This is a genomic window from Dyadobacter sp. CY261, assembly GCF_021440085.1.
In the GTDB taxonomy this organism is placed as follows: domain Bacteria; phylum Bacteroidota; class Bacteroidia; order Cytophagales; family Spirosomataceae; genus Dyadobacter.
Window position 1 is genome coordinate 73,273 of the sequence record NZ_JAKCPW010000019.1, and the last position, 26,470, is coordinate 99,742.

The window sequence follows — 26,470 nt, forward strand, 5'->3', positions numbered from 1 at the left end:
GGTTACAGTAAAACTTCTGATCATACTAGTGCGATTTTAAACACAAGATTACCCAAAATCGAAAGGCCAAAAAATACGTCAATTGACGTATTTTTTGTGGTTAGGGAATTGGCTTATTTGCATTGGATTGGAGATTTTTTCTGTATTCAATACACTGCTAATGAAGTCTATATATGGTTTGCGGAGCCGCTCGTGGGTGTTTGGATCGGCCGTTTTCGGACTGCTGTTTCCGTTGTTCGGGTGCGAGTCTTACAAGGAGGTAGACTTTCAGGCAGACCGCTGCAAACAGGCTCCGTCGGGCAGTATAAAAGCAACGGAAAAAGGTCGGATGCGATGGGATTTTGAAGTGGAAGGGGCTGATACAGACGTAGAAAGAGAATCTTTTCGGACTGTCTGGACGATCGGGGGAGTTTCCTACGTCGCCCGAAAAATATCCTATCAATTTGAAGGCACAGGCGAACAGAAAATCGCGGTAATCCTCACTAACCGCTGTTTTATGCAAACCACTAAAGAAACCACCATTACTGTGAAATAGTATGAGAATAACACTTTACTGGCTTTGTTTTCTTTTGTTTTCTTCCATTGCGGCCCTTTCACAGCCGCGGGTCAGTAATGTGCGCTTTGATCTGCACAATAAATCGAAAGTCATTGAGATCAAATATGATATTGCGGATGTCCGGGACGCAGATTCCGTTTATGTGGTCGTCAATGCTGTTCGGCGGGGAGTGATCGTTCCCAGAAACATTAGCGGTGATATTGGAAAGAATATCAGACCGGGGAAAAACAAAAAGGTGATCTGGGATGTGCTGGCCGACAGTTTGAAAATCAATGACGATATGGTGATCAGAGTGAATGTGCTGCCGGGTGCATTGCCTCTGATTGCAGCGACGGATTCTGTGAAACGCAAACCTCCTGTCATCAAAAAGGATAAAGGCGGTGGAGTCAACGGGCTGGCGCTGGCTACACTTGGCGGCGGGCTTGTAGTCGGCGGGGGGATGTATTACCTAAGTACGGTCCAGAAAAAATTGAGCGCCGATAGTTACGAATTTTACAAGGAGAACAACTGGAACCACAAAAGTGATATCGCGCTAGCCGGTGACGATCCCTATCTCAGGGAGTTGTCGAAAGCGTCGTTAGAGCAAGCGAAGGCAGATCTCAGGAAAGCGAAACGGCAGCAGACCTTATCAAAAGCGCTTTTGTTCGGCGGTATAGCGATTGTGATTGCCGATGCCATTTTTACAATTCCGATGCTTGCAAAACGCAAGAACAGCAGGGTCGGTCTTTATCTGGATTTAGACGCCCGGGGGGTAGCCTCTGCCGGTTTTCAGATCAAGCTTCAAAAGAATAAAATCCCATGACAACGGAAGACTTTTATTTACGCTTTGAATTTAATCCATCTGTCTCCGGTAGTCTCCTGGGGAGGGGTGGGTTCAGCAGTGTTTACAAAGTTTACGATAAGGTAAGGAAACGCTATGTGGCCATCAAGCGGAGCGAGGTAGGTGTCTTCGCAAAGTTTGACCTTGAGCGCGAAGTGAAGCTGGCCAACGAGATTGAGCATCATCCTAATATCATCAGGTATGAAAATGTAGAACGGATCAGCGACCGGGCAGGCGTGTATGACTATGCTATCCTGAAATATTACCCGGAAGGAAACCTGGATAATGTGCTCAGTAACCATACGCTTAGTGACAAAGAGCGGAGACAGATTCTGACCGGTATACTAAAAGGATTGGCGCATTTGCACAAAGTACCGATCATCCACCGCGACTTGAAAGCGGCGAATGTATTAATGGACCGCGATGATGAAGGCAATTGGGTGCCGGTGATTGCCGATTTCGGACTTAGCCGTATGGTAGATGCTGATATGAGCTACGTGCTCAACAATTCACAGATTGCCATTACACCCAATTACGCCTCCCCGGAGCAATACACCGAAAACGATGCATTAAGGCCGAACACTGATTTATGGGCCTTCGGGATTATGACTTACAAGATGATGATGGGCCGGCTGCCTTTCAGGATCGAGGGCGAAAACCCGGAGAAAGATACCTCGAACAGGATCAGGACCATGGTGTTGGGCGGAAAGCTGCCTAAAGACATTGCAAATATTCAGGAGCCTTATAAATCTATTATTGAGAAATGCCTGGTTGTAAATCCAGAAAAACGTGTGAAAAGAGCGGAAGAGTTGCTCATGCTGCTGGCTGAACGCGAAGAGATGAAACCAGCACCGCCATTTGTTCGGACAGAACCAATTGTCGGGTTTGACGGGAAAACGCAGCTAAAAGGCAAGGAAATCAAAGCCGCATTTGACCCACCTACGCAGGTAAAGATGCCTGAACCGGAAATAGCTGTTCCCGAACAAGCCAAGCCGAAATCAAATAAAATGGGCAAGGTTTTGTTATGGACCGGGCTGATCTTGCTTTTGGCGGGCAGTTTTTATGCCGTGATCACTTATTTCACTGCGCCTTCCCTTGTACCCGATAAGGATGAGGATGCAGTAGCCGTAGACACTTTGCCCAAGGCTCCGACTCTTGAAGCCGCTCCCGAGCAGATCGTGGAAGCCAGCATAGCTCCGCCCGCCGCTACTCCGAGGCCCCAGAAAGCCAAAGTGGAAGATTCAGGGACCATATCCGTTTTTACAAAATACCACGATCTCAGGGTATATATAGACGGCGTGCCACAGAGCAAGATCGCGCCGGCCGGACAGACAAGCAGTTTTAAGCTACCGGTCGGGCAGGGGATCATTTTTAGGGTGGAATATATTGAATTCGGTCTCACGCCAAACGCAGAACCACTGACCGTGAGTGCAGGGCAGGTTTTTGAACGTAGCTATACAGAGAAACTGAATTAATATGTTTGCTTTTTCCAGGATTTCCGGGTCTGTATTCTCGATCTTTTTGCTCGTCACCACAGCGCCTTACTTATGGGGGCAAACCAGCAGAACGATTACCAAAGCAGACGAAAATAAGATCAAGCAGGAGGCCAGAAAGCTGATCGGGAGTCTGGAATTTGAGTACGATATATTCCTTACAGAATCCGCCTTGCAGAGAAGGAGCAGGTTAGCAGCATTAATCACCCCGGGAGCAGGGCGCATATTTTACAACGACAAGGTCATCATTGAAAACGATTTTTATGATGCCGAGATAAAGGATCTCGAAAAGAGCGCACGTGACAAAGCGGTTGAGGATTATTTTAATGAGTTGTCAGACAAATTTGGTGCATACGACAATGGTGATGATCCCAATCAAGGCAAGCAGGTAAAGATCAATTTGACGAAGGTTTCGAAAGTCCAGGCGGTATCCGATGCCGACTCCATGTATATCAAAGTAGCCTTTGAAATCACCTATGACGGAAAGGCCAGAAATGGTCATGCATTCAAACCCGTGGAGCGAGTTGCTGAGTTAAGGTTGGAAAGAGAGGGTAGGAACTGGCGCCCTTATATTGCCTCTATTCGATTTCTTGACCCCGAAGCCAGCATTGAAAACAAGGCCAGGAACGTCGGAATTGTCGAACAGATCCTGGGTGTTGATATCAAATTTGCCGACGTGATCAATACCCCCGATATTAAAAACGTAAGTCGCAGCCCAGTCCTTCTCAAAGCTTTTAGTGACAATGACTTATGGGGTCTTTTGATTGATGAGGATAATGATAAACGGGTACTCGTGCAGCCGATATTTTGTGAGATCAATGAGTTTATCGAGAACCGTTCGCTTGTTTGCCAGGATGGGAAATGGGGCTGCATTGATATGTCGGGCAAAATTGTCATCGATTGTATCTATGATCTGCCGTTTTCTTTCGTAAAAGGCAAAGCTCAGGTCCAGTTAAGCGGTCGCGCTATGACGATTGATGTTAATGGAAAGTTGACGAAATGACCTATACCCTATTCAGTTTTTTCCAGGCGCTCACGTAGTTGCCATCCTGAGTGAGTTGATTAAAATCAGCCATAATCCCGTCTGCCTGTTTTTCCGGTATTGAGATGCCGATTTTCTTTCCAAGGGATTTTATAAAGCCCGAGCAATTGTTGGCATTTGGAAGACCCTCGATATAGCTGGTTCCGTATACTTCATCCAGTATCGTATTTGTTGTTGACATTTTAGTATGATTTATGTTTGCGATTTGTAAACTACAAAAAAATAGTCAAGCTATTGATCCAAAATAGCTTCATTCCCAACCTGGTCGGTCAGCTTCTCTTTCATATCTTTTACAGAAAGATTTACCTTTCTTCCCGTCGCGTTTTCAATTTTGTTTTTCTGACCATTTTTAAAATAGATCGTTTCGCCGGTTCCAATATCAACACTGTCTACATTATCAATTCGGATATCCGGATTGGATAGAAAGAGATAGCCTTTTTTATTTCCGGGGAAACTGTAATAATGCAGCACGTTGGGTACACTAAGCAGCTGGTTATAATCGATTTTCGTTTTTTTATGTTTTCCAGGCTCCCAGGCATAATATATTCCTTTGTCTTTCAATAACATAAACTGGTGGGATTCGGATTTGGCAAGAAGCTGGTCGTAAGAGACGTCGGACTCTTTGGCGGCTGGTTTTGCTGGTAGTGGCTCAGCGAGGACCTCCACTGTTTTTTCCTCAGGCAGAGATTCGATTTTCGGAGCTGTCACGACTTTTGGTGCTTTGGGTTCCGGTTGAACTTGGGAGGTTGGCTGAGGGACATTGTTCCGCTGGTAGAGCATTCCTGCTGCCGTAGCTATAATGCCTATAAAAACCCCGATCACATAGGGCAGGGGTTTGAATTTCTTTTTAGGAATTTTTGTAACTGCGGGCTGCCGGAACAGGGGTGGAGGATCTGGTGCCGATCTCAGGCTTTGAACCTTTGGACGAGAAAATTCGGTGGGAGCGTCGAACTCGTAGTCCCTTTGCGGATTCGGATTGCGGACAGGCTGCGCCACAGGCAGTGCCGGCGCTGCTTCAACCGGGGGTAACGAAACCACATAGGCCGACGGTACGGTTCCGGTTACCGCATTGACCCTGATCAGATAGGCTGAAAAATTATCCCGCGTTTTACCTGCGCATTCCAAACGGATATTTTCCAACTTTTCGGCATCCGAGATCTGGTTGTCAGCACTCTCACGCAGATGATATGCAAGCAAGTCATCGTAGATTTGTTCCAGGACCCCGTCGGTACACAGGAAGAAATAATCCCCCGCGACCACATCGTTGATAATCTTAACATCCGGGGTATCCAGACGATCGGCTGAAATTACTTTGGTGATTACATTTCTTTGTGAATGCGTTTGCGCCTCCAGCTCCGTTATGTGTCCTTCCCTGACAAGGTCGTTCACCAGCTTATGGTCCTGGCTGACCCTGATTACCCTGCCATTTCGGAGTTGATAGATCCGGCTGTCCCCCAAATGTGCGACAGTAGCTCCGGCCTCATTAAAATGAAGGAGGGTTAGGGTAGTCGCCATTCCGCGGGTTTCCTTATCCTCTGATTCTTTTTTATTAAAGTTATCAACAGTGGCACGTAGCGCATTTGTGATATAAACGTCATCGGCAACAGCCACGGGATTTTGGAGAAAGAATGTACTTAGAGATGCACATGCCAATGCGCTGGCTACTTCTCCTTTGTGTTGTCCGCCAACGCCGTCGCAAACCAGAAATAGCCGGGTACTACTACTCACACCATTTAACGGAGGAAAAATAGAATCCTCATTATTGGCACGTTGGCCCACCTCCGTAAATCCGACCGGCAGATTGATGTCTACTTTCATTTTAATGCTTGATGATTACCGTGGGACTGTATTCAGAATCTTTCACAAGCCGGGTCGCGTCGTCGGCACTGGCAACGGTGCGTATTGTCTTAACGACCATCTTAGTCTGACCAAGCTGAATGGTATCGCCATCGTTCAGGTATACCACATCATTGGGCAAAAGCCCTTTTTGAAATGCATTGACATAAGTACCATTAGTACTCATATTCTCGGGCACGCCACTACTCATTTTTCGATCAGATACCAGATAATCATACCCCCCTGAACGTACAGGCTTTACTTCGAGAATACAGTGGTTGCGGCTCATAAATACGTCCTGGGTAATGATCATGATGTCACAAGGCGACGCGCTGTTGTGTCGGCCAATGATTTGTCGGCCTACTTTCAACGGATAGGTTTGCAATGGAGCATTTTCATCATGCACGACAAGCCACCCCACCTCGTTACCGGCAGGAACATCGACTGCCTTGCCGGGAGCATGGGTGCTTACCGGGGTAGGATTCACTACTGGTCTGGGGTTTGCGATCGGGGCGGCATTATTTTGCCGGGGAGGAGGCGAAATAATGGCCTGCGGCGGAACTGGTTGTGAAGGCGGCGGTGCATTTGGGTTGACAACAACCGGATTAGGATAGCCGCAGTTGCCGCACTTGACGATCAGGCTGCTGGAATTACTGATCGTTAAACGGGTATTACATTTTTTACAGGTAATTTCCATCCTATCAATTATTATCCGATAAAATCCTCCGCCGAATCGGCATTATTATTGAAGTAATGATCTCCGTATGGGTCTGAATAGGCGTGCAGACTTGCGGTGTCCTCCTGATCCGTGGGGTCCGGCCTGGCAGCAGTTTCTCCATCCGGATCGGTATCGAAATCAGGGGTCTCATCCGCTGCACTGTACAGATCTGCCGAAGCATCCTGCTGCTCATAAACGGTCATCGGTTGCAATGGATCCATTTTTACAGATTCAGTATAATGACTATCTGCATTATATAGAAAACTCGTCTCGACCTGACCATCATTGTCCAGATCCATAGCCACGAACGGAGATTCGCCATCCCGCCCCAGCGAAATGACATCAACCAGCTTATCATCGTCGAGATCAATCCCTACTACATAACTTCCGTTTTCCAGCAAAATAGTAACCGGCAATTCTTTTGGGTCATCGGCCTGAATACCGGCCACATTCCCGAATACACTTCCGTGTTCCATTTCAGGGATCTGGTGTACGTCGCTCAGCGCAAAAGATGTTTTTTCCAAAGCAGCACTTACCACCTGCCCACTCGCTTCCATACTGTAACGGGTATCCAGTAATTTGTCCCCATCCGTGTCCATCATCACAATGGGAGCCGTGCCTTTCGCGTGAGCGATCAAAACCTCTGCTATGCCGTCCTCATCTTTATCAATACCTGTCCAGGTAATTTCTCCCCGCTCTGCCACCACTACGTGTTTGTCTTCTATGGGTTCTGGCTCGGGGACGACAGGATCTAGGATCGGTTCAGTAGCATGGAGCCAGGTTTGTTTTTGACTGTCAGCAAGTCCATTCCATTCACTTTCCCTGAAAGTCCCGTAATAGGTATTATTCCAAACGAACAGACCGCCAGGCCCTACCTCTGCTCTTGCGGTATTGAATGCGGCTTCAAAGGGCATATCGTCGGTAACATCCGTTGCAACAACAAGTTCGGCCGGCATGGTGAACAATGCGTGTGAGACATTCGAACCCGCGCTGGCGGTCGCAGGGGCCGGGGATTGGGTTGGTTTATGAATTGGAACATCCGGTTTTTCATCAATAACCGGTTCTGTGATACCGACGTTGCTATCCGTTTCGAGGATTGGCGCGTCCAGCACAGGAGCGACGGGGTCTGTTATTACGGTAGAATTCTGAATAGCAGGAGTTTGTGGCGAATCCATTCCGGCAATGACAATCGTTCCCAGGCCCAGCGACAGGATACCGCCGGTAGCCAATGCTATTTTTTCTTCTTTACTCAGTGTCTTGATATGAGGGGTTATTGCAGCAACGGGAACCGGCGGAACTGCTGCCGGACTTGGAGGGGCAGTTTCCTGAGCGGCATGCATCTCTTTCGCGCGGTCGGCAAATAGCTGGGTCTTCTCAAAATCGATAGGGTTCATAGTGTCCGATCTGGTTAGTCGTTTATCAGGGGCTTTTTACAGTTTCTGCAGTTCTTAATCTGGACAAGAACCGGAAATGGATCGGTAAGCTTGATCCTGCAATGCGGACAACGGTAGTGAATATCGTATTGCTCGGTAATTTTGGTCATGTTCAGTTCGCGTTTTTCCTGCGCATACTTTTTTGAGTTAAAAAATGACCAACCCGCGATCAGCATGGAAATCACTGAGCCGATGATCGAAATGTACCGGAGTTCGGGCGGGACAAAAGCCGCTGAGCCTGCGCATAAAGCTGCAAAAGGAATTCCAAGTGACTGGTAACGGGCATTGAGTGCCTCGTTACGTTGTATATCTTCCAGCTGGCTTCGTTTGGAAATGTACTCTTCATATATCCTTTTCAGGCGCTGCTCCTCGGTTTCTGCTAATGGCTTGAAAGTATCCTGAAAGCTGACAGCCTTTTTCTTGTCACGTTCGGGGAGCAATTCTTTTATTGGAAGCAATCCCTTTATGGATAGCAATTTTTCTTTTGTTTTTGGAACATCAATGACCTGGTTCCATGCCAGCGGCGTACTTCCAAAAACGACTTTATTTTTCGGGGTAATTTCTTTGCTCAGGATACGCTGGCCGTCTACGAAAGTTCCGTTCCGGGAGCCCAGGTCCTGAATTTCCCAGGTGTTTGTCGAAGGCTCTTTAAGTGTTAGCACTGCATGGTCTCCGCTCACATCAGGATTCGGCAGAATGATCGTGTTGCCCTGCCTCCGGCCCACCGTCACCCGCTTTGGTTGGTCACTCATATACAATCACTTAGCAGCGATATTTTCATTGGATATTGCAAATATGAGATATATACCATTTCGATAAAATACGTCATTTGACGTATTTTATTCGGTCTTTTAAGTGTATAACATTGTGGGGAAATCGGAATGTTTTAATGTAAATCCTAACAAAAAAGACCAATGCTAACTCTTGGACAGTTGGACAAAGACGTTCGAAATGCCTTTCCTGGTGGAGTAGCAATTCCTGAATTATTTAGTAGTGGGACATTACTTTATCGCTTTTCCGGATGGGATATTATCAAAATAGATACAAAGACGAATGAAGAATCTGTAAGTCCGTGGTGGAGTGAAACATCAGGTCTTCATACCACCCTTTTGGAAGCCCAGAAAAGTGGAAAGTCTCTTTGGAACTACGTTCGCCAGCAAAGTGCAGTTTTACGTGGCTGGAATAGCTTGGGTTATCTGGTAATGATCAGGACAAATAAGCCCTTTGAAGGATTTAAGGGAATAGTCGCCAGACAAAACGAGGCAACTCCATTTACTGATCCAAAGAGTTCAAAATATAAATTGAAATACACAAAACCCGTTCAGTTTGCAGGAGGTGGCAGGCAAGTGTATATCCCTAATCTTACTCGCGCCGATTTTAGCATCGAGGTACCTCTCGAGGCAATCTATATATATGATGACATTGATGAAATAATAGCATTTCTAAAAAGCTATAAGCTATTATGACAATGACTACCAATTTCACAAGCGATCTTAAGCGAACTATCCAAATAGCCCAGGCAATCGCCAAGGAAAACCAGCATGCTGCATTTTCTCCAGGACATTTGCTGAAAGGTTTGCTGCATAATGACGTTGGCTTAGCCAGCTTGCTGGCGGCCTGGGGAGTGGATGTGCATTACCTGAGAGATTGGGCGGACATTCGCATTGAAAAATATCCGAAATCCGCACGTATAGAAGGAGAACCCCGTGGTGATGCACAGGTGCAGGCGACTTTTGAAGTGGCGGATATTGTGCGTATGAAATTAGGGGAGGAAGAGGTTTCACCTTTGGCGGTACTAATTGCGATTGCGAGGCCGGGAGTTGCTTTTCAAAAAGATCAACTCAAATCATTTCCGGTTTCAGAAACAGATTTACTTGAAAAAGCGCTCGCTGAGTCAGGCGCTCAAAATGCAGCCAGTTCGGTGGCTCCGGCAGGCGGTGGGAAAACTTCTACTTCTGCTGGCGGGAGCACTACGTCCCAGGCGCTTTTAAAATTTTGTGTCGATAAAACTGCGATCGCACGGGAAGGCAAGCTCGACCCGATCATTGGCCGGGACAAGGAAACCCGTATGACGGTCGAGATCCTGGGCAGGCGCACCAAGCCGAATGTAATCATTGTAGGAGAGCCGGGTGTAGGAAAAACGGCGCTGGTAGAGGGACTGGCTCAGCTGATTGTAGCGGAGCAAGTACCGGGGCATCTGCTGAATGCCTACCTTTTTCAACTCGACATGGGTGCCCTCATTGCGGGTGCATCTTATAAAGGAGAAATTGAAGACCGGCTTAAAAACATCATCGCCGAGATTAAACAATATGACCGTGCCCTCCTCTTTATCGATGAAATCCATGTGCTCATGGATCCCAAAAGCGGCGCAATGGGGCTGGCCAATTTGCTGAAACCGGAGCTTGCAAGAGGTGAGCTGACCGTTATCGGGGCGACTACACTGGACGAATTCCGGAAGTTTATGGAGCCAGACGAAGCCTTCGCACGGCGGTTTGAACTGGTGAAAGTAGAAGAGCCCAATGAGGTAACCGCAAGCCGAATGATTGGAAAAGTGGTTTCGCTTTTCGAGAACCATCATCAGATCAAGGTTGCGGATGGAACTGTGGCCGAAACGGTTCGCCTTGCCAAAAGGTATATCAAGGACCGCCGCCTGCCGGATGCAGCTATTGATCTGATCGACAGGACGATGGCGGCAATGAAATTGATGACTGAAACATCTCAGCGGGAGATCGAATTTCTGAAAAACGAACTATACACACTTCTTGAAATGCATGCAAATGGTGATCCGACCCTGTTTCGCCAGGAACTGTTGTGGTTTGAAAGTCAGCTGAAAGACCGGCTTAGTCCTGTACTGCTCGGCCAGCTCGAAGAACAACCGGAAACAGCGCAAATGGAATTGCCGGAAAGTATCGCCGATTACCTGGCGGGGCTTCTTACACAACTGGAAGGTCTGAGCGGGCAGAAGAAGGAATCGGTGGAAAAAAGTGATGTAGCTGCCGTTGTAGCACACAAAACCGGAATTCCACTTGGAAAGATACAATCGAAGGAGCGGGAGAAACTGATGCAGCTCGACGACCATTTGAAAAAACGGGTTGTAGGTCAGGATCACGCGATCAAGGTTATCTCGGATGCGATCCTTGAAAATCGGTCCGGCCTAAGCAGGGCAGGACAACCGATCGGGTCGTTTTTCTTTTCAGGTCCTACTGGAACGGGTAAAACCGAGTTGGCTAAAACAATGGCCGATTTCCTTTTCAATGATGAAAAAGCGCTGATCCGTTTCGATATGTCGGAATTCAAGGAGGAACATTCGGCAGCAGTTCTTTACGGGGCACCTCCGGGATATGTGGGGTATGAAGAAGGTGGTTTACTGGTTACCAGGATCAAGGAGCAGCCTTTTGCGATTGTTTTGTTTGATGAAATTGAAAAAGCGCACCCTTCGGTATTCGACCTTTTTTTGCAGATTCTGGATGAAGGTACATTGCACGACCGGCTGGGCAGAGAAGGCGACTTTTCAAATGCGATCATTCTTTTTACTTCCAATATCGGGGCCGACTGGATCGTAGAGCAGTTTGGTCAGGGCAAAATCCCGGCCTCCAACGACCTGTTGGACCTCATGACACGCCATTTCCGTCCGGAATTCCTGGGAAGATTAACCGAAATCATCCCGTTCAGCCCGATCACGGAACAGGCAGTTATCGACATTTTCAAGATCCAGGTAAAACCACTGGTGGCATTACTGGAAAAACAAGGTATCACATTGCATCTGGACGAAGAAGCCGCCAAAGCACTGGCGCTGGAAGGGTTCACCCCCAAATACGGCGCCCGCCCAATCCGCGGCGTGATCCGGAATAGGCTGAGGAGGCCACTTTCGCGGATGATCGTTTCGGGGGAGATTGGGAAAGGGTCGGAAGTTAGTTTGAAGATTGGGGAGAGTGGGGAGTTTGAGTGGGAGGTAGCTGAACATCACATTGCTTAATAATTATGGCGCAACATCATATTTTAATAGGAATTGACGGCACAGGTTCAACTGAATGGAGACGACAGGATGGGTTAAACAGCCATGTATACCGGTTTGTCAATGACTTTGTAGGTGATAAAGTTTACCTCAACGGACCAGGAAAATTAGGCTTGGAAGTTGGTAACATCATAGACGAGGCAGTCAGAGAAACGTATTATAGAGTGGCGCGTATTCTTAAGTTTGAAGGATGTAAAATTGATGACATTAAGATTAACATTGTCGGGCATAGCAGAGGGGGATTTATAGCATTGAAATTAGCTACTGTGTTAAGCAATTCTATGAGCTTTATAAGACCGGCTGCGGCTGGTTCGGCGGATAGAGCTAAGTTTCATAAGCGATACATTACCAGCGAAGCCACTCTTACCCAGCCAAATATAAATTTTATTGGCTTGTATGACGCTGTTAAAAGAACTCCGACTGAGGTGGAAGGAAATCTTACGCTTACGGGGACTAAGATTGCCCATGCGTATCGAAAGATTACCCCGTACCTGAACTCTACACTCCAATCATCAAGGCCTACTTTTCATGGAATGATGATCCCCAATGCAGTGCTAATAGATTTGGATACTTCCCACGGCGGGATCGGAGGAGACCCGGGATTCTTTGACCCGATCAAATTCGGAAATGATCTTTATTGCAATGCGCTTGATCTAATACTTGGGGAACGTTCGTTCCTGAAAATATTGACAGAGCCTATTAGTAGTGTATACGCTGCGGCCTGGCTCAGGCATAGAGAAGAAAATAAAGATGCTCGAATTGATCAGACCAGAAACTATTGGAAAAGATCTATCCAGGCTGACCTATTCATACGGGAGCAAGCCAGAAGCTGTGGTGTAAAACTGATAGGGAATTGCGATCATGTTCCCTGGCTAGAAAAGGATCATTCTATGGGAGTTGTTCTTAAACGGATGTTGCGCATGTAAAAGCAACCCTCAGTATCATTTAATCGCAAACTTAATTCAACCCTAATAGGGACACAAATGGCAATAGAAAAACCCCAACTCGGTGGCGTCGTGATAGACGAAGGCACCAGCGAAGCAATCAAGCTGCTTCACGATAATAAAACGGCTATCATCAATAAGTTCACAACGGATTCGATGAGCCAGGAGCCGGTGGAAGGTATCCAGAAATTGCAGGATGCATTCGACCATTTTCAGCCGAGCGTAGATATCACGCATACTACAGAAGACGGCCAGGATGTGAACGAAACTTTGCACTTTTCCAACGTGAGTGCCTTTACTGTAAAAGGGATGATCGAGCAAAGTAGCTTCTTGCAGGATTTGAAAAGCAAAGAGGATGACTTTCAAACGGTAGTCAAAAGACTTTCAACCAATAAAGTATTTCAAAAACTGCTGGCAGACCCGGCAGGGAAAGCCGCATTTGTGGAAGCCCTGGAAGCCCTCATTACCGAATTGGACGCGGCGGACGAAGAGTAAACATTACAATAACCTAAATTCATTTGCTATGGCACAAGAAGAACAAGCAGCCTTAAGTAAGGTTAAGGAACTTGTAACCGAGAAAGCTGCGCCACGTCCGCTTGCCCAGACATTACCTCAGCTGGCTAAATTCGGCGGATTCGATTTTATCAAGACCGTTATCGACGGAACAGAGAACATGGATCCGACGAAGAAGGCGCGGAAAGCTATGTTCCTGGAAGAGGAAGAGAATAAGGCGGATCGTAAAAAGCTTAAAATGCGCTTGCAGAGTATCCTCGATCTAGTAACATCCCACGATAATGCAGCTGATATGATTGCTGACGCAGAAGCCAAAGCGGCTTCGGCCAGCCAAACGCTTAAGGCGAACCTCCTTAACTGCCTCGAACAGACAGGGGACCTCGAAAAATCATATCGCTCGCTCGCACTTTTCTTCGAAAATACTGCCGAGGAAAAGGTTAAAAATCTGGTGCTTTTTGATGCGGGAAATGATATGACCACTGATATTGACGGTTTCAGCAATCCCAGGGGCATCTTTGAGCAGGTGGCCAAGGAGTTACGCGATAACTACGATCGGTTTGACCTGGTCAATAACTACTCCCTTATCGTCATTCCGGGCTGGCTTAAAAAGAACGTTATTGTCGATAAATGGGCAGAGCTGGCGCACCAGAATAAGGTAATGCTGATCACCGATTACCGGCACCTGGATAGCGCGGAGGATGTGGAGGCTGCATTTGACCGGGATAAACTGACCGGGTCGGACGCGCACAAGGCGCATGTGATGATGCCTTGCAACTGGATCATCGGGCGCGAGTCAAATACGGATGTTGGCGAAACGGAGCATTTGTACGTACCGCCTTCCATGGCGCTCGCCGGATTGATCTGGGGGGGCAATATCGCCCAGCCGGTTGCGGGTTTGGCGCACGGAAAATTGAAAATGGCAAGCGGTACCAGGTTTATGATGCGTAAGAACGAAGTGGCCCAGCTGGAAAGCCGCGGACTCATTCCTCTGATCTATGAGTGGGGCAGGGTAGTGCCTCAGTCAGCGCGGACTTTATTCGATGGAGATAATGTAGGTATGCAAACGTATAGCGTAGTGCGTGTGTTTGACTGGGTAGGTAAAATCATGCAGGATTTCCTGAACCGACGGACGTTCGAAAATATTGATAACAAGATGCTGGCGGATATCCAGAAGCAGATATTACGGTTCCTCAGCTCTATCGAAGGCCCGGGAAAGATCATCGAAGGTTACCGGAACTTATCCGTTAAACGCGATCCGCTTAAACCGACGCACATTCTCATCAATGTGGAGATGAAACCTTTCTTTCCAGCAAAAGTATTCAATATCAGTCTGACAGGAACGAAGGGAGACTGGGATTCAGAAGTTAAATAGTGATCATTTTTCAATAACAACAATTTAAAATTTATACAATCATGGCACATAAGGCTACGCTTGAAATCGACAGTACAAAGTTTGAAGTGTTACATTGCTCGTATTCATTTCACCAGCATGTGAATCCTCACACCAACGAGACTACATCCGAAATTTTTGGTGGAAATATCGATCTGACGGTTGCTACCCGCAAAGACGATAAGATGGGAAACGGCACTAAAATTATTGAATTGATGCTCATGCCCCATCATGATAGTGCGACAGGTCAAATTGAATTCTTTAATCAAAAAGACGAGTCAATACGTCAAATCAAATTCAAAGATGCGGCGGTCGTCAATTTCAGCGAAACTTTTTCGCTTTCCGGTGACAATGCTGGAACGCAATCGTTTACCATATCTGCCAGGGATCTTGATATCAATGGGCAAACGTTGGTATTGAAGCGGCAGTAGGGTTTTTGTCGGGGGACTAGTGTTTTGAATGCTGGTTCCCTGTTGTAGGATTTTGTACTGTCGGATTCGCACAACAGTGATGGCCAAAAAGAAAGAATTGCAAAAACAAATGCGGAGCGCTCGTGAGCTGAATTTTGATAGCCACGAATCAGTCAGCGCACAAGGTTCTAATCTGGATGAGCTGGTAATCTACGTAAACCAAACTCGGACACTGCCTGTTAAAAACAGGCATCCGGAAGTTGCAAGAGCCATGGAGGAGGCTCGGCTCGGAATGGCGGCAATTGAGGGTGAAGTCAGATTTTGGAGAATGATGGAAGAAGGGGCTGGGCTGGTGGTTACGGGATCAGGAATTGTTCTTGGGGCATTAGCTGCAACAGTTGTGGCTCCCGCTGGAGCCGTCCTTGGAGGCGCAGTGACTTTATCATTCCCACTCATTGCTGGTTCCGTCTTAGGAGCTCTCCAACTAGGTAGTGGTTTCGCAAAAATGTTTTATTTAACCATCAGTGATGATGAGATGCTTGAATGGATGGAAAATGATAAAACACTGAAGGCTGCCTACTTCGTAATAGATTTCGCAGGAGTAATTATTTCTATCGTAGGGATACTGCCGGCTCTCAAATCCGCTGTCTTAAATCTCGGCCCCAAATTGAGCCAGTTTCGAACATTTTTGGCAAATTCTAAGATTAATTGGGAAACGATTTGGAACATTAACCGTGAGATTCTTTTTCTCAAAAATGACCTTGCAAAAGGAATTAAAGAATTTAAAAATACCAAATTTCCAATAGGAGGTAATCGGCTAGCGCAAAGTGAAGCCCTCAAGGATCTAGGTGAGAAGGGTGCTAAGTTACGCAATTGCCTGAAGCAATATAAACAAGAGATAAGAAAATGGGATGACCTTTATGTGTATAAAAAAGTCTTGGAAGATTTTCAAAAAGATCTTTTAGAGCCTTTAATGAAACTGTTGCAGGGCAAAGACACCACAAAAATTTTAGAAACTTTTAAAGTTGCCTTTCTTGAAAAGAGAGATGATATTAGTAACCTAGTGACATTGGTTTCGCTTTACGCCAATGCAACTCCTGGTCACGGTATTGCAACCGGATCTTTGAGTGATATTAAGGAACTAGCGCCCAAAGTCATGAACAAAACGTCTCGTGAAAGTGAATTGACAGACGATTTCAATGAACTAATGTATGAACTAAAATTGATTTTCGAGGAGATTCCAGAACCTTCATTAAAGGCAAGATATCTTGAAGCCACTGGAAAATTATGAGCAAATTTTATTAGTACCATCGTATCAACATTTGCGATCTAATGTTTAAAGCTCTGCATGAGTAATCAGATAATAAACAACAAAGTTTGCACTGAATATTTAACGTAGGACTTATGCCCTCAACCACCCAATACCTAGCCTCCGTCGAAATCACCATCAAAAGTCTGGTCATTAAACGGATTAGCAGCATTTCCATTAACCAGCCGTTTGATAATCACCATAGCTTTGAGGTCACTATTTCTCCGGATATGTTGCCGGAGAAGTCTTTGAAGGTGGATATTAAAAAGCTGGCGGAGCAAATGGTTGGAGAAGAGGTTGTTATTAACCTCAAACAAGGAGAGAAGCAGAAGGATGGGAGTATCAGCGAGAAGCAGAAATTGAATTTTAAAGGCTTTGTGTCGTCTGTCCGGTTGAGTAAAGGCACGAGTTCTTCCAATACCATTATTATTTCCGGGTTGAGCCCAACGGCGCTTTTGAGTGCCGGAAGGACAACCCGGTCTTTTACAGAAAAGAACCTCGATGCTATTGTCAATAAGGTGCTGAGTCCTTTTGGCAGTATGTCAAAGAAAATCGGCGCGACTTATGGTACTGCTATTCCATTTGTAACGCAATACGAAGAGGACAACTTTCACTTTTTACAGCGGTTGGCCGAGGATTATGGTGAATGGATGTTATACGATGGCGAAAACTTTATTTTCGGAAAAAATAAAAAGGGGCCGGACGGGGAGGTTGCATTAAAACATGGAGAGAATATCTTCGATATGCAATACAGTTTACGCGCTACACCCTTGAATCTCAAAGGATTTTATTATGACTATTTTACCGATAAAACCTACCAAGCACCCTCTTCCGGGGAAAGTGTAGCGGGGCTGGGCTCCTATGCACAAATTGGGTTGGAAAAGTCGCAAAAGCTGTTTCAAGACGAACTGATTGAGATAGGATATCAGAATTTTCAGGACACCGCCCCGTTGGCAAAAGCGGTGAGGCTTAAAAAAAGTGAACAAGCCAATAAGTTAGCTGTGCTAACAGGACGCACGCCCGAAATGCAGATCAAGCTGGGAGGGACAGTGAAGGTGACCGATACTTTTGTCAATGCCGAAAACAAATCTGAAGTAATCGATTACGGGGTTTTTGTGGTCACCAAACTCAGTCACTACCTGGATACCAGAGGTGTGTATCAATGCAATTTTGAAGCCCTGCCCAATAATACCGATTTCGCTCCGGTGGATTATCGGATCATCCAACCCAATGCAGAGCCGCAGGCTGCCGTGGTCATGAAGGTTGACGATGAGAAAAGCATGGGTCGCGTGAAAGTGCAATTCCCCTGGCAGAAAGCGGATAATGAAATGACCCCCTGGATCCGGGTTGTCAATCCAATGGCAGGAAAAGAGCAAGGCTTTTACTTTATCCCAGAGGTTGGGGAAGTGGTTTTTGTGGATTTTGAGTTTGGTAATCCGGATATTCCATTTGTTACAGGCAGTATGTACCACGGTCAGGTTTTGCCGGGGAAAGACCTGTTTAACGAGAAAAACAACATCAAAGGGATTATTACCAGAGCGGGTAATCATATCATCATTGACGATACCGATGGAAAAGAGAAAATCCATATTTATAATAAAGACAGTAAGAATGAGATCGAGCTGTCGATGGTGGGCGATACGAGTATAAGGGTAAAAAGTAACGGGACTATTTTTCTGGAAGCGGAAAAAAGCATTGAAATGAAAGCCCCAAAAATAAAAATGGAAGCCAGCGACGAACTGAATGTGAAAGCTGGTAAAACCCAGATTCAAAATGACCAGAGTATGGATATCAGTGCAGGTTCCAGCGTGGATATCAAGGCATCGGCTTCGGGTACGTTCAAGGCTTCGGCAAGTCTGGATCTGGACGGCGGCGGCGCGGCCAGTTTGAAGGGGGCGATAGTTAAGATTAATTAATATCAACGTACAGTTATGGCAACTTTCGAAGGAAATGAAATGAATTCGTGTCCCATTAAAATGTTTGATTTTTCAAATGCGGTGGTGGTTGTAGTATCGGGTGCAATTTTAAATCCATGCGGGCACATGTTGATCCAATTAGGTGCGGAGACTGCTTCCGATACAGTATATCTCCATGTAGCGGGCGGCACTGGAAGTGGAGGAAGGGGTATAATGGAGGTATCAGGCATTAGAGCACGACCTAAATGGATGAACCAGGATGAATTTAAAAGGTATCTAAAAGAGAACGAAAAAAAAGTCGAAAAACGAATTAAGTTAAACCTTAATAATCCTCAGGCAGCAATGTTAAAACTCGAACAGATGTTGTCTGTAAAATGGACTTGGGGAATTCTTCCCAATAACTGTTCATCCTTTGTTGAAAAGATCATTTCGGCAGGAGGGGGTTCCGGAGGACTTTGGACCAATTGTCCTAATTGGGCGACACCAGGTGATTACGACTAAAATGACCGACGATTTCTACCCCGTACCTCCCTCTTTCGGTGCGCTGATGAAAAGGCAGGGCTCCGAAAAGAGCTTTGTTGAAACTGTCAAACTGCTGGGATCTTACGAAGAAGTGGTCAGGAGATTCGGTGACGGGAAAAATCTGGAAGAATACCAGGTGATGAAGAAACTGATGAAAGCAGTCAAATGCACCAGTTTCCGCGAGCTTCGCCAGCAGATGTTGTTTCGGGAATTCGTGGAATTTCTGATTGAAGATACGCTGATTCAGAAAATCAATATCAGTGAGTCGATCCACCAGAACATTGCGTTGTATTTAGCTACCGAACCAAAGAAATATTACTTCGATCCACAATACGGATGCATTGTTCACCACTATGACTTCCGGCAATTAAATGATACGCCAAGCAAAGACCAGCTCAGACGTACCGTTTCAGAATATCTGCAAAAATTTGAAAAACGTATCAGCGTCAATAACATCAGTGTCGATATCAATGACGTGCAGGAAGTAATGGATGGAGGTACACCACGCATTTGCCGTTACATCACCATTACCATCAGTAGTACGCTTGTGCAAACGCTTGAAAAGCTGGACGATATGAAGTTCAGGCTTGTAAGATATTCCTGAGGACTGCTATGTATACTGATCCGAAACGATATAAAACGCGCGAAAATATCCGGAACGAGATGATCCGGGAGATTGCGCGTTTGTGGCAGTATGATGAAAGCGAACTGGCAGTTGAAGGTTTCGATCCTTTGGTGGGAATGCTGCTGGGTGCTTTTGCGACGGGGATCGAAGGTGTTTATCACGAACTCGATAATGCTGCCGGTCGCATCGTAGCCAGGTTGGCAAGCCTTCTCACACCAGAAGTATTAACGGGCCCGCAGCCCGCCCACGCTGTGATGAAGGTAGGGATTGTGGACCCGGTTTTCGAAATAACGCCGGACCATTCCTTCAATTGCAGTGTCATGGGTAAAGAGATTTTCTTTAACCCGGCTGGACATTATGAATTGTATAAAGCCAGGGTCAGCACACTGATCATTCAAAGCCGGATCAGGGAAATGGGCAGCTCGCCCAAGGAGTATTTTATGAACGATTCTCTGCCGTTGGATGAAGCCTGGATCGGATTAAGCCTGGACGAGGATTTGGCGGAATTTCATAACCTGCCTTTTTTCTTCGACTGGCGAAATGATCCCAACCGCTTTCTGAATCTCGACCGCTTGTCAGGATTAAGGATGTTTTCGGAAACGGATGAACTGCGGGTAACGCCAGGGTTGGTCGGCAGCAGAGCGGGGGATTCAGCAGGGGCGGATGCCTATCCTGTAGAAACCCACGAGAGCATGGTTGCACGATATTACCGCAACAATTTTTTCAGTTTGAGCAGCCGGAAGTTATCTGGCAGTGAGGAAGTCCGGCTCACCAGAAGTAAATATCCTGCTGATATAACGAAACTGTTAAGTCCGGAGGATTTGGCCAAATATTTCCTGACCGATCTCTTTTGGATTAAAATCAAGTTTCCTGGTAGCATCACACCGGAAGCTGTTTCGCGGGTGTTGATTGATCTGAATGCTATTCCGGTAATGAACCGCCGGTCGGTTAGTCAGGCTTATGAATTGAAACCACTATTCAACGTTTTTCCGGTTCGGGTGGATCAGGGTGAGCAGTTTCTTGGGATGAGGGAAGTGGAAGCTCCTTCCGGGGCGTTGCTGTCAAACGTGCAGCAATTTAGCCGCGATAATGCGAACCAGTACCTGCTCAGGCAAAGAGGTGTTTCCCGTTTCGACGAGCGGGATGCAACAGATATGCTCACATATATGGTTGACCTGCTTCGAGACGAGAGCGCCGTTTTCAAGGCAATCGGACAAAGCGAGATCGATACGGACGTAGAAGAGATCCGGAAAAGGTTGGAACGCATTACCAATGTGCTCGTTAAAGATAACTTTCCCAACTGGTTTCTGACTACCAAAACCGCCGAGAGAAGTGGAAGAATTATGTTGAGATATTGGTCGACCAGAGCGGAAGAGGCTAATAATATCGCATTCGGCATGAAACTTAACCGCGATCGGGGGAATGTCGCTTTTACGGACGATCAGGTGTTGCTGACCACCTCGCTGGGTGGAAGCCGGTCACTGCAGGGGGACGATTTTCTCCCAGTGTTTAAAAAGGCAATATTGAGCAGGGGGCGGCTGGTCACTTCTGAGGACTATAAAGCTGCCTGCTTTGCCGAATTAGGCGACAAAATCAAAAAGGTGGAGGTGAAAAAAGGCTTTTCGCTGGGTAACTATCCTTTTGAAGGCTTGCAGCCCGCGCTGGAGATAGCATTGACACCCAATCTTGAAAAGCCGCTAACCCCTGAACAATGGGACGAGCGGACCAAAAGGTTGAGCGTCATTTTCGAAGAACAGTCGTCGGGTATCTTGCCAATCAGTATTACAATTAACGGGGTCAGATAAATGAGCTTGAAAACAGATGATCTTGCGGAGCTGCTGGATCAAATGCCGGTAAAGCGTTTGAGGGCCGAACATATTCTGGGGGAACTGCTCGAAGCGGGGCTATGCAAAAGGGAGGACTTGGTCGTGGCGCCGGGAAGATCTTCCGCATACTTTTTCGAGCGAGATGTCAGCGGGGTTGAAGAGATTCTAAACCCGCTTGCCGGCAATTCCTGGTTCAGGGCAAACATTCCCCGTGACGGTTTTTACGACATGCTGCCGGAAAGACTTTTTCACCGGCCAATAGGGCGGTTGAAAAATAGTGACGAATGGAGTGATATACGGGAAGAGGAAGTGAAGCAGGAGACGGACGCGAGACTGTTTTTCTCTCCGTTTGACAGCACTGTAAATCATCAGTTGATTCAGATCGCCCAATTTGAGAAGAATGCATTGGCTGGTGACGATAAGCGGTTTTCAAGGGAATTCCTGCAAATCTTTTGGCCGGAGGTATCAGGGTTGGGGTTAACAGAAGAGCAAAAGGTGAGCCTGTTCCATTTGACGGTCATCGCACACCAGGTCGCCGGCAATTTGCGGCGCATGCAGGAATGTTTTAATAAGATGATGGCAGACCCTGTTGAACTGTATTTCGAAGATATTCAGTTTGAAGAGCCTGTTAGAAACGAATTCGCTGCAATGGGAGAGATGGTACTAGGTGTCGACGCGCTGTTGATCAGGGAGACATTCGTGAAAAGGAAAAGACTGAGGATCCAGGTCGGGCCATTATCGTATGAACAAATGAGCAAGTATTTCCCGGGATGTAGCGGCGAGCATTTGCTTCATTTTCTATGCGGCCTGCTCGTTCCGGTTGAAATGGACTGGATCATCGACCTGGTGCCCGAAGTAGGGGGTAGCAAAGGAGAAGGCTCCGAAAATACGGTCGTTTCATTTACAATGGATGAAGCTGAACAAAATCCTGTGCTGGGTTTTACAACGGTACTGTAATCAGCCGCGTGCATTTAACTAATAGAAATTCAAGTATGAGTCTGGCTGTAAATGTGATATATATTCTGGCGGGTATTTTTCTGATGGCGTTGGTTGCGACAATGCTCCTTTTTCTGTTAAAAATACAGCCGTTACGCCTGGTCCGGCTAGCGCTGGGCGCGCTCGGGCTCTTGCTTATTTTTGGGGGGATCGGACTGGTAACTGCGCCGTTGTCATTGATGTTCTGCTACATACTGTTGAGCCTCACTGCATTTGCCCTGGGAGTTTTGTCCGTGGGCTGGGGCAACAGAATCTTTCCATGGTTCCGGCCGGGCGACTTACGGTCAGGATTTCTTACCACTTGCGTCTGGGCACTATGGTCGATATTCGGGTTTGCTATCATATACGGATTACGATCTGAGAAGGCATCTGTATTCTTACCCGTGCTGCTCGTCGGCATATTACCTTTCGTTGTTCCGTATCTGTGCTGGTTATCTTACAACTATTGGGTGAGCATTCCGCAACTGCGCTACCGGAGATGGTACTACGACGGTCAGCGGGTGTTACCTGTGCTGGAGCCGATCAATGTCATTCAGGTGAACATTCATTTTACAAAAACCCCCGATGAAGCAGAACCCAGTTTTGAGGGGTATCTGGTAGAGTTCCCGGGAGATGTGGACCTGGGAACATTATATCAGTATTTTATTTACTCTCACAACAACCGGCATAGAGACTATAAAAAAAGCCCGATTACCTACATCCATAATGGCCGGCCGGTAGGTTGGGTGATGTTCAAACAAGGCCCCGGCAATGAGCGTCTTTACCTTGACGCAGGCAAAAGTCTGAGACAGAATAGCGTTCGCGACCATGATACCATTTTAGCACAAAGTTATTCCGACTAAAAATGATCTTACCTGAAATAAAGCACCCTTTCATCAATTGGAGGGATGGAATGAAAATCACACAAAAACACTTTGTGGATCATGATTTTGCAATTAAAGATGCTGCTCGTGACATTGCCGCGATTCAGATCAATAGCTATAATTATGGGCTCCTGGCGGCGGACGATGGGATTACCGCAAGCCTTACATCGCCGATTTTTACAGGTGACATCATTCAGGTGACCACATGCAGAGGAATTACACCGGGCGGCGTCCGGATCGAGTGGACGGCTTCGAAAGACCATCCGGCGCTTACGTTATCGCTGCTGGATTACAAAATGAAGCTGGGGACGGCTGGTGTATTTTATATTGTGATCAAGGCAAATCCTTTCCAAACGGTTGAAATTGGTGACTATGAGACTGTCGGCCTGGGACGCCGACCTTTTGTCGCGGTCAAACCGGCGCTCGACCTGTTGTCTGTTCACGATATGCTTTCGGATGCTTATAGTTTTCCGATCTGCCGGATCCGTTTCGAAAGCCAGCGGTTTTCGATTGACCATGAATACATTCCTCCTTCGGTACATATTCATGGCGAAAGCCTGCTTTGGTACTATGAAAGTTGTGGAACTTTGTTCAATAATGTACAGCAGCTGGCCACTCAGATTGTCAGGAAAATAGGCGGTATGCAAAACCGCAGCAGCATTGCGGCGGACATTCACCGTATCCTGGAAAAGCTGCTTATTTTCTGCGCAGCGTCCATCGATAATTTCAGGTTGATCATCAAAGAACTGCCTCCTGTATACATGGCTGAGGCATTTATGAAAATGGCGAGAATGCTGCGGGTGTCGTTTGATTGTCTCCCTGAATCGAATTCGTCTATCCTTTTTAATTACTTCCATAATAATATCGCCGGCACCACGAACATTTTCAAAACCCAGATTTCAGCTGCCTCAAAATCGCTGGTGGACTCCATGATCGACAATGTACTGGTGAATGAATACAATCATAACGACAGCACATTGTTGTTCGATAGCATCGTCCGCTTTCTTGATTTTATGGAATTCTTTTGTCAGAAATTACTTCCGCTCAATTACGCCGATAACCAGGGCGGGTGGGATATATACGGTAAAAACAGATAATGTGATGGGAAAACCAGCTGCAAGGTTAGGGGATATGCACACTTGTCCGATGGTAACACCCGGACTGCCACCGATCCCGCACGTGGGCGGGCCGATCGTAGGGCCGGGAGTGCCGACGGTGCTGATCGGAGGCCAGCCTGCCGCGCATTTGGGCGATATGTGCACTTGCGTAGGTCCGCCGGATACCACGGTTATGGGCTCGACGACAGTGATGATCGGAGGCGCGCCTGCATTGAGGTTGGGAGATCCGACAGCCCACGGTGGCGTGATCGTAGCAGGTTGCCCAACAGTTTTGATCGGAGGCTAGTCATGAAAATCGTTGAAAGTATGAGTAAGAAACAACTTTTTATCATTGCAACGGCAAGCTTGCTCGGGCTGATCCTTCTCATATTTTATATCACCGGGCGTAGAAATATTGAAGAGAATAATGCACTCGAACTGTCTGTTTCGGAGGAGGAAATCCTGATAGCGGATATGCATGAGCTGGATAGCCTTTTTATGGAACTGGAAAATACCGACATCAAAAGTCGTACGAACAATGCCGTGCAACTGAATATTTCCTGGGAGAAGAGCCTGGAAAGGTTTTCTGCAAAACACCAGGGCAATCCCGTATCATCTCAGATAGCAGGCCTGGTATTAGCGAATTATCGCAGCCGCATTGAAATGCTACAAAAGGTACATTCCGCCAAGTCTGCGGCTTCAACTAAAGCGGAAAAAATAAAGGAAGCTATTTTGGTGGAGCAGGCAAAAAATGATGCGTTGAAAACGGACAATATCTTACTCAAAGAAGCATTGTTAAAATTGTAAGCAGAGACAAACAATGGAAGCCGAAAATATTGATTTCAGGAAAAAGAAAATCTTGGCTTTTGCAAAAGTATATACCGGATTTATCTTCGTCTGTATACTGCTTGCCTACTGGTCATTTCATAAAATCCCGGATGTATATCGCCGGGATCGGACATCAGCGACTTCTTATCTCAGCGGTTTCTTGAAGAAGTCGGCGGAAGTACAGGAATTAACACTTCAGATCCGTAACAAGCCCGACGTAAAGCAATCATCCGTAGTGGCATATTATGAATGGGTTGGTCAGTTGAAAGAGAATTATCCCAGAAAAATATTCGTGAATGTGCTCGACAGCTACCTGAGGCAAACCGACGACATCCTTAATAAATCGGACAAAGATAGTGTCCTGACAGCCCTGCAAAAGAATTACCAGCTACTCAAAAGTCAGAACATCCAGCTCACAGCCGACAACATGAGCCTGAATACACAATTGGCAGAGAAAAAGGCGTTGCTGTCTCGTCCTTGATTTGAGGGGGGTGGGGGTTGTAGGAGAGCTTGCTGTAGAGAGAGGATTTGAAACCAGGTAGCTAACGTGCTGTTAAATAGTTAGTTGCAAGTTTTCAAAAATTACTTCCACGATTCACCATATCAGCTCAAAATGCCTCGTAAAAACTTATGTAACTCGCTGATTATCAACTAATAACAAACCGAATTTTATACAAAGTTATGAAATCTCTGTTTAAGGGCAAAAATTGGGTTGATTTCTTTTGCTTCTTAGGTTCAAATCCCTAATCTCTGAAAGTTCGAAGCACCTTCCTCGGAGCATTTAGAAGTTCCCTAGTTTTCTCGGGAGCCAATCTAGCAATAATAGGAAAAGCTGCGAAGTATCAATTATGTCAACGTGAGAGTATTGGTGCTTACACCTTAACCCAGTCAATCTATATTTTGCGAGAGTTTAAGTCTACCTTCTAATGATCTGCTGTATCCATTGGATTATGGCAATCTGCTGGTCGATCTTTTTCTTCGACCCAATAGCGTCGCCACCCGCTAGTTCTTCGAGATCTACTATATTAACATCGCTTGTCGGCTAGAAATTGGCCAGTATGCCACACCTAGCGACGCCTTTTAACCATGCAAGGTCCTATTTGTGGCAACGGAGTGTAACAATTGACAACCAACCGGCTGAAACCCTCAAAGGTCAAAATTGATTCAATACTTGCCCCTTCCAGTTTCAAGATAACCACATCCCCTATTTGGCCATCTCCTTTTGTAAGCTTCCCCTAAAAGTGATCGTTGAATAAATGGAGCTTTCCGATTATATTTTCATAAAAGGAAAGGAACATGAAGAAGAATCGATTCAGCG

Annotated in this window: 26 protein-coding genes; 21 read left to right on the plus strand and 5 right to left on the minus strand. The window is 46.4% G+C overall.

Translation table 11 applies throughout. The features are described from left to right. Positions 1-160 precede the first annotated feature (160 nt). The 4 genes from LZD49_RS31650 to LZD49_RS31665 are packed head-to-tail and all read left to right on the plus strand — an operon-like array spanning position 161 to position 3,872. Complete coding sequence (locus LZD49_RS31650) at positions 161-535, plus strand: hypothetical protein (protein ID WP_234672181.1); 375 nt, start codon at positions 161-163, stop codon at positions 533-535. A gap of 1 nt (position 536) precedes the next feature. Beyond that, positions 537-1,358 (plus strand): hypothetical protein, encoded by an 822-nt coding sequence (locus LZD49_RS31655; protein ID WP_234672182.1) that lies wholly within the window; start codon positions 537-539, stop codon positions 1,356-1,358. Then, positions 1,355-2,851 (plus strand): serine/threonine-protein kinase, encoded by a 1,497-nt coding sequence (locus LZD49_RS31660; RefSeq protein ID WP_234672183.1) that lies wholly within the window; start codon positions 1,355-1,357, stop codon positions 2,849-2,851. The genes LZD49_RS31655 and LZD49_RS31660 overlap by 4 nt, the downstream gene beginning before the upstream one ends. 1 nt (position 2,852) lies before the next feature. Beyond that, a complete protein-coding gene (locus LZD49_RS31665) occupies positions 2,853-3,872 on the plus strand; it encodes a WG repeat-containing protein (protein WP_234672184.1) in 1,020 nt (339 codons plus the stop codon). 1 nt (position 3,873) lies between these two features. On the opposite strand, the gene LZD49_RS31670 is transcribed toward LZD49_RS31665, so the two are convergent. Genes LZD49_RS31670 through LZD49_RS31690 form a run of 5 tightly spaced genes read right to left on the minus strand, consistent with a single transcriptional unit; the run spans position 3,874 to position 8,650 of the window. Continuing rightward, complete coding sequence (locus LZD49_RS31670) at positions 3,874-4,092, minus strand: hypothetical protein (protein ID WP_234672186.1); 219 nt, start codon at positions 4,090-4,092, stop codon at positions 3,874-3,876. A gap of 50 nt (positions 4,093-4,142) precedes the next feature. Then, positions 4,143-5,729 (minus strand): PP2C family serine/threonine-protein phosphatase, encoded by a 1,587-nt coding sequence (locus LZD49_RS31675; RefSeq protein WP_234672188.1) that lies wholly within the window; start codon positions 5,727-5,729, stop codon positions 4,143-4,145. Position 5,730: 1 nt separating this feature from the next. Beyond that, positions 5,731-6,444, minus strand: a complete 714-nt coding sequence (locus tag LZD49_RS31680) for an FHA domain-containing protein (RefSeq protein ID WP_234672191.1) — start codon at positions 6,442-6,444, stop codon at positions 5,731-5,733. An 11-nt stretch (positions 6,445-6,455) separates the two neighbouring features. After that, on the minus strand, positions 6,456-7,859 hold the full coding sequence (locus LZD49_RS31685) for a hypothetical protein (RefSeq protein ID WP_234672193.1): 1,404 nt from the start codon (positions 7,857-7,859) through the stop codon (positions 6,456-6,458). Positions 7,860-7,873: 14 nt separating this feature from the next. Beyond that, a complete protein-coding gene (locus LZD49_RS31690; RefSeq protein ID WP_234672195.1) occupies positions 7,874-8,650 on the minus strand; it encodes an FHA domain-containing protein in 777 nt (258 codons plus the stop codon). A 162-nt stretch (positions 8,651-8,812) separates the two neighbouring features. On the opposite strand from LZD49_RS31690, the gene LZD49_RS31695 reads away from it, so the two are divergent. From LZD49_RS31695 to LZD49_RS31775, 17 genes are all read left to right on the plus strand, one after another. Beyond that, positions 8,813-9,364 (plus strand): hypothetical protein, encoded by a 552-nt coding sequence (locus tag LZD49_RS31695; RefSeq protein ID WP_234672197.1) that lies wholly within the window; start codon positions 8,813-8,815, stop codon positions 9,362-9,364. Positions 9,365-9,366: 2 nt separating this feature from the next. Continuing rightward, positions 9,367-11,874 (plus strand): ATP-dependent Clp protease ATP-binding subunit, encoded by a 2,508-nt coding sequence (locus LZD49_RS31700; RefSeq protein ID WP_234672199.1) that lies wholly within the window; start codon positions 9,367-9,369, stop codon positions 11,872-11,874. A 5-nt stretch (positions 11,875-11,879) separates the two neighbouring features. Next, complete coding sequence (locus LZD49_RS31705) at positions 11,880-12,839, plus strand: hypothetical protein (RefSeq protein ID WP_234672201.1); 960 nt, start codon at positions 11,880-11,882, stop codon at positions 12,837-12,839. Positions 12,840-12,896: 57 nt separating this feature from the next. Then, positions 12,897-13,352, plus strand: coding sequence for a hypothetical protein (locus LZD49_RS31710; protein ID WP_234672203.1), 456 nt, complete (start codon positions 12,897-12,899; stop codon positions 13,350-13,352). Positions 13,353-13,380: 28 nt separating this feature from the next. Further along, complete coding sequence (locus tag LZD49_RS31715) at positions 13,381-14,742, plus strand: DUF5458 family protein (RefSeq protein WP_234672205.1); 1,362 nt, start codon at positions 13,381-13,383, stop codon at positions 14,740-14,742. Positions 14,743-14,783: 41 nt separating this feature from the next. Then, on the plus strand, positions 14,784-15,191 hold the full coding sequence (gene tssD / locus LZD49_RS31720) for a type VI secretion system tube protein TssD (protein WP_234672207.1): 408 nt from the start codon (positions 14,784-14,786) through the stop codon (positions 15,189-15,191). A gap of 79 nt (positions 15,192-15,270) precedes the next feature. Beyond that, positions 15,271-16,461 (plus strand): TIGR03750 family conjugal transfer protein, encoded by a 1,191-nt coding sequence (locus LZD49_RS31725; protein ID WP_234672209.1) that lies wholly within the window; start codon positions 15,271-15,273, stop codon positions 16,459-16,461. A 113-nt stretch (positions 16,462-16,574) separates the two neighbouring features. Continuing rightward, a complete protein-coding gene (locus LZD49_RS31730; RefSeq protein WP_234672211.1) occupies positions 16,575-18,395 on the plus strand; it encodes a type VI secretion system Vgr family protein in 1,821 nt (606 codons plus the stop codon). Positions 18,396-18,410: 15 nt separating this feature from the next. Then, positions 18,411-18,896: a hypothetical protein gene (locus tag LZD49_RS31735; RefSeq protein WP_234672213.1), complete on the plus strand. Its 486-nt coding sequence runs from the start codon at positions 18,411-18,413 to the stop codon at positions 18,894-18,896. Beyond that, positions 18,883-19,521, plus strand: a complete 639-nt coding sequence (locus LZD49_RS35885; protein ID WP_234672214.1) for a GPW/gp25 family protein — start codon at positions 18,883-18,885, stop codon at positions 19,519-19,521. Before LZD49_RS31735 ends, LZD49_RS35885 begins: the two co-directional genes overlap by 14 nt. 8 nt (positions 19,522-19,529) lie before the next feature. After that, positions 19,530-21,347 carry a type VI secretion system baseplate subunit TssF gene (locus LZD49_RS31745; protein WP_234672216.1) on the plus strand — a complete coding sequence of 606 codons (1,818 nt, stop codon included), beginning with the start codon at positions 19,530-19,532 and terminating at the stop codon, positions 21,345-21,347. Then, entirely contained in the window at positions 21,348-22,325 is a 978-nt protein-coding gene (locus LZD49_RS31750) for a type VI secretion system baseplate subunit TssG (RefSeq protein ID WP_234672217.1), read from the plus strand. 35 nt (positions 22,326-22,360) lie between these two features. Further along, positions 22,361-23,206: a TssN family type VI secretion system protein gene (locus LZD49_RS31755; RefSeq protein WP_234672218.1), complete on the plus strand. Its 846-nt coding sequence runs from the start codon at positions 22,361-22,363 to the stop codon at positions 23,204-23,206. A gap of 50 nt (positions 23,207-23,256) precedes the next feature. Further along, the gene (gene tssK, locus LZD49_RS31760) at positions 23,257-24,324 is read left to right on the plus strand and encodes a type VI secretion system baseplate subunit TssK (RefSeq protein WP_234672219.1); all 1,068 of its coding nucleotides are present in this window, start codon (positions 23,257-23,259) and stop codon (positions 24,322-24,324) included. A 4-nt stretch (positions 24,325-24,328) separates the two neighbouring features. Beyond that, the gene (locus LZD49_RS31765; protein WP_234672220.1) at positions 24,329-24,631 is read left to right on the plus strand and encodes a PAAR domain-containing protein; all 303 of its coding nucleotides are present in this window, start codon (positions 24,329-24,331) and stop codon (positions 24,629-24,631) included. A 20-nt stretch (positions 24,632-24,651) separates the two neighbouring features. Beyond that, positions 24,652-25,131, plus strand: coding sequence for a hypothetical protein (locus LZD49_RS31770; RefSeq protein ID WP_234672221.1), 480 nt, complete (start codon positions 24,652-24,654; stop codon positions 25,129-25,131). Between the two features lie 13 nt (positions 25,132-25,144). Then, positions 25,145-25,633, plus strand: coding sequence for a hypothetical protein (locus tag LZD49_RS31775; RefSeq protein ID WP_234672222.1), 489 nt, complete (start codon positions 25,145-25,147; stop codon positions 25,631-25,633). The last annotated feature ends 837 nt before the right edge of the window (positions 25,634-26,470 follow it).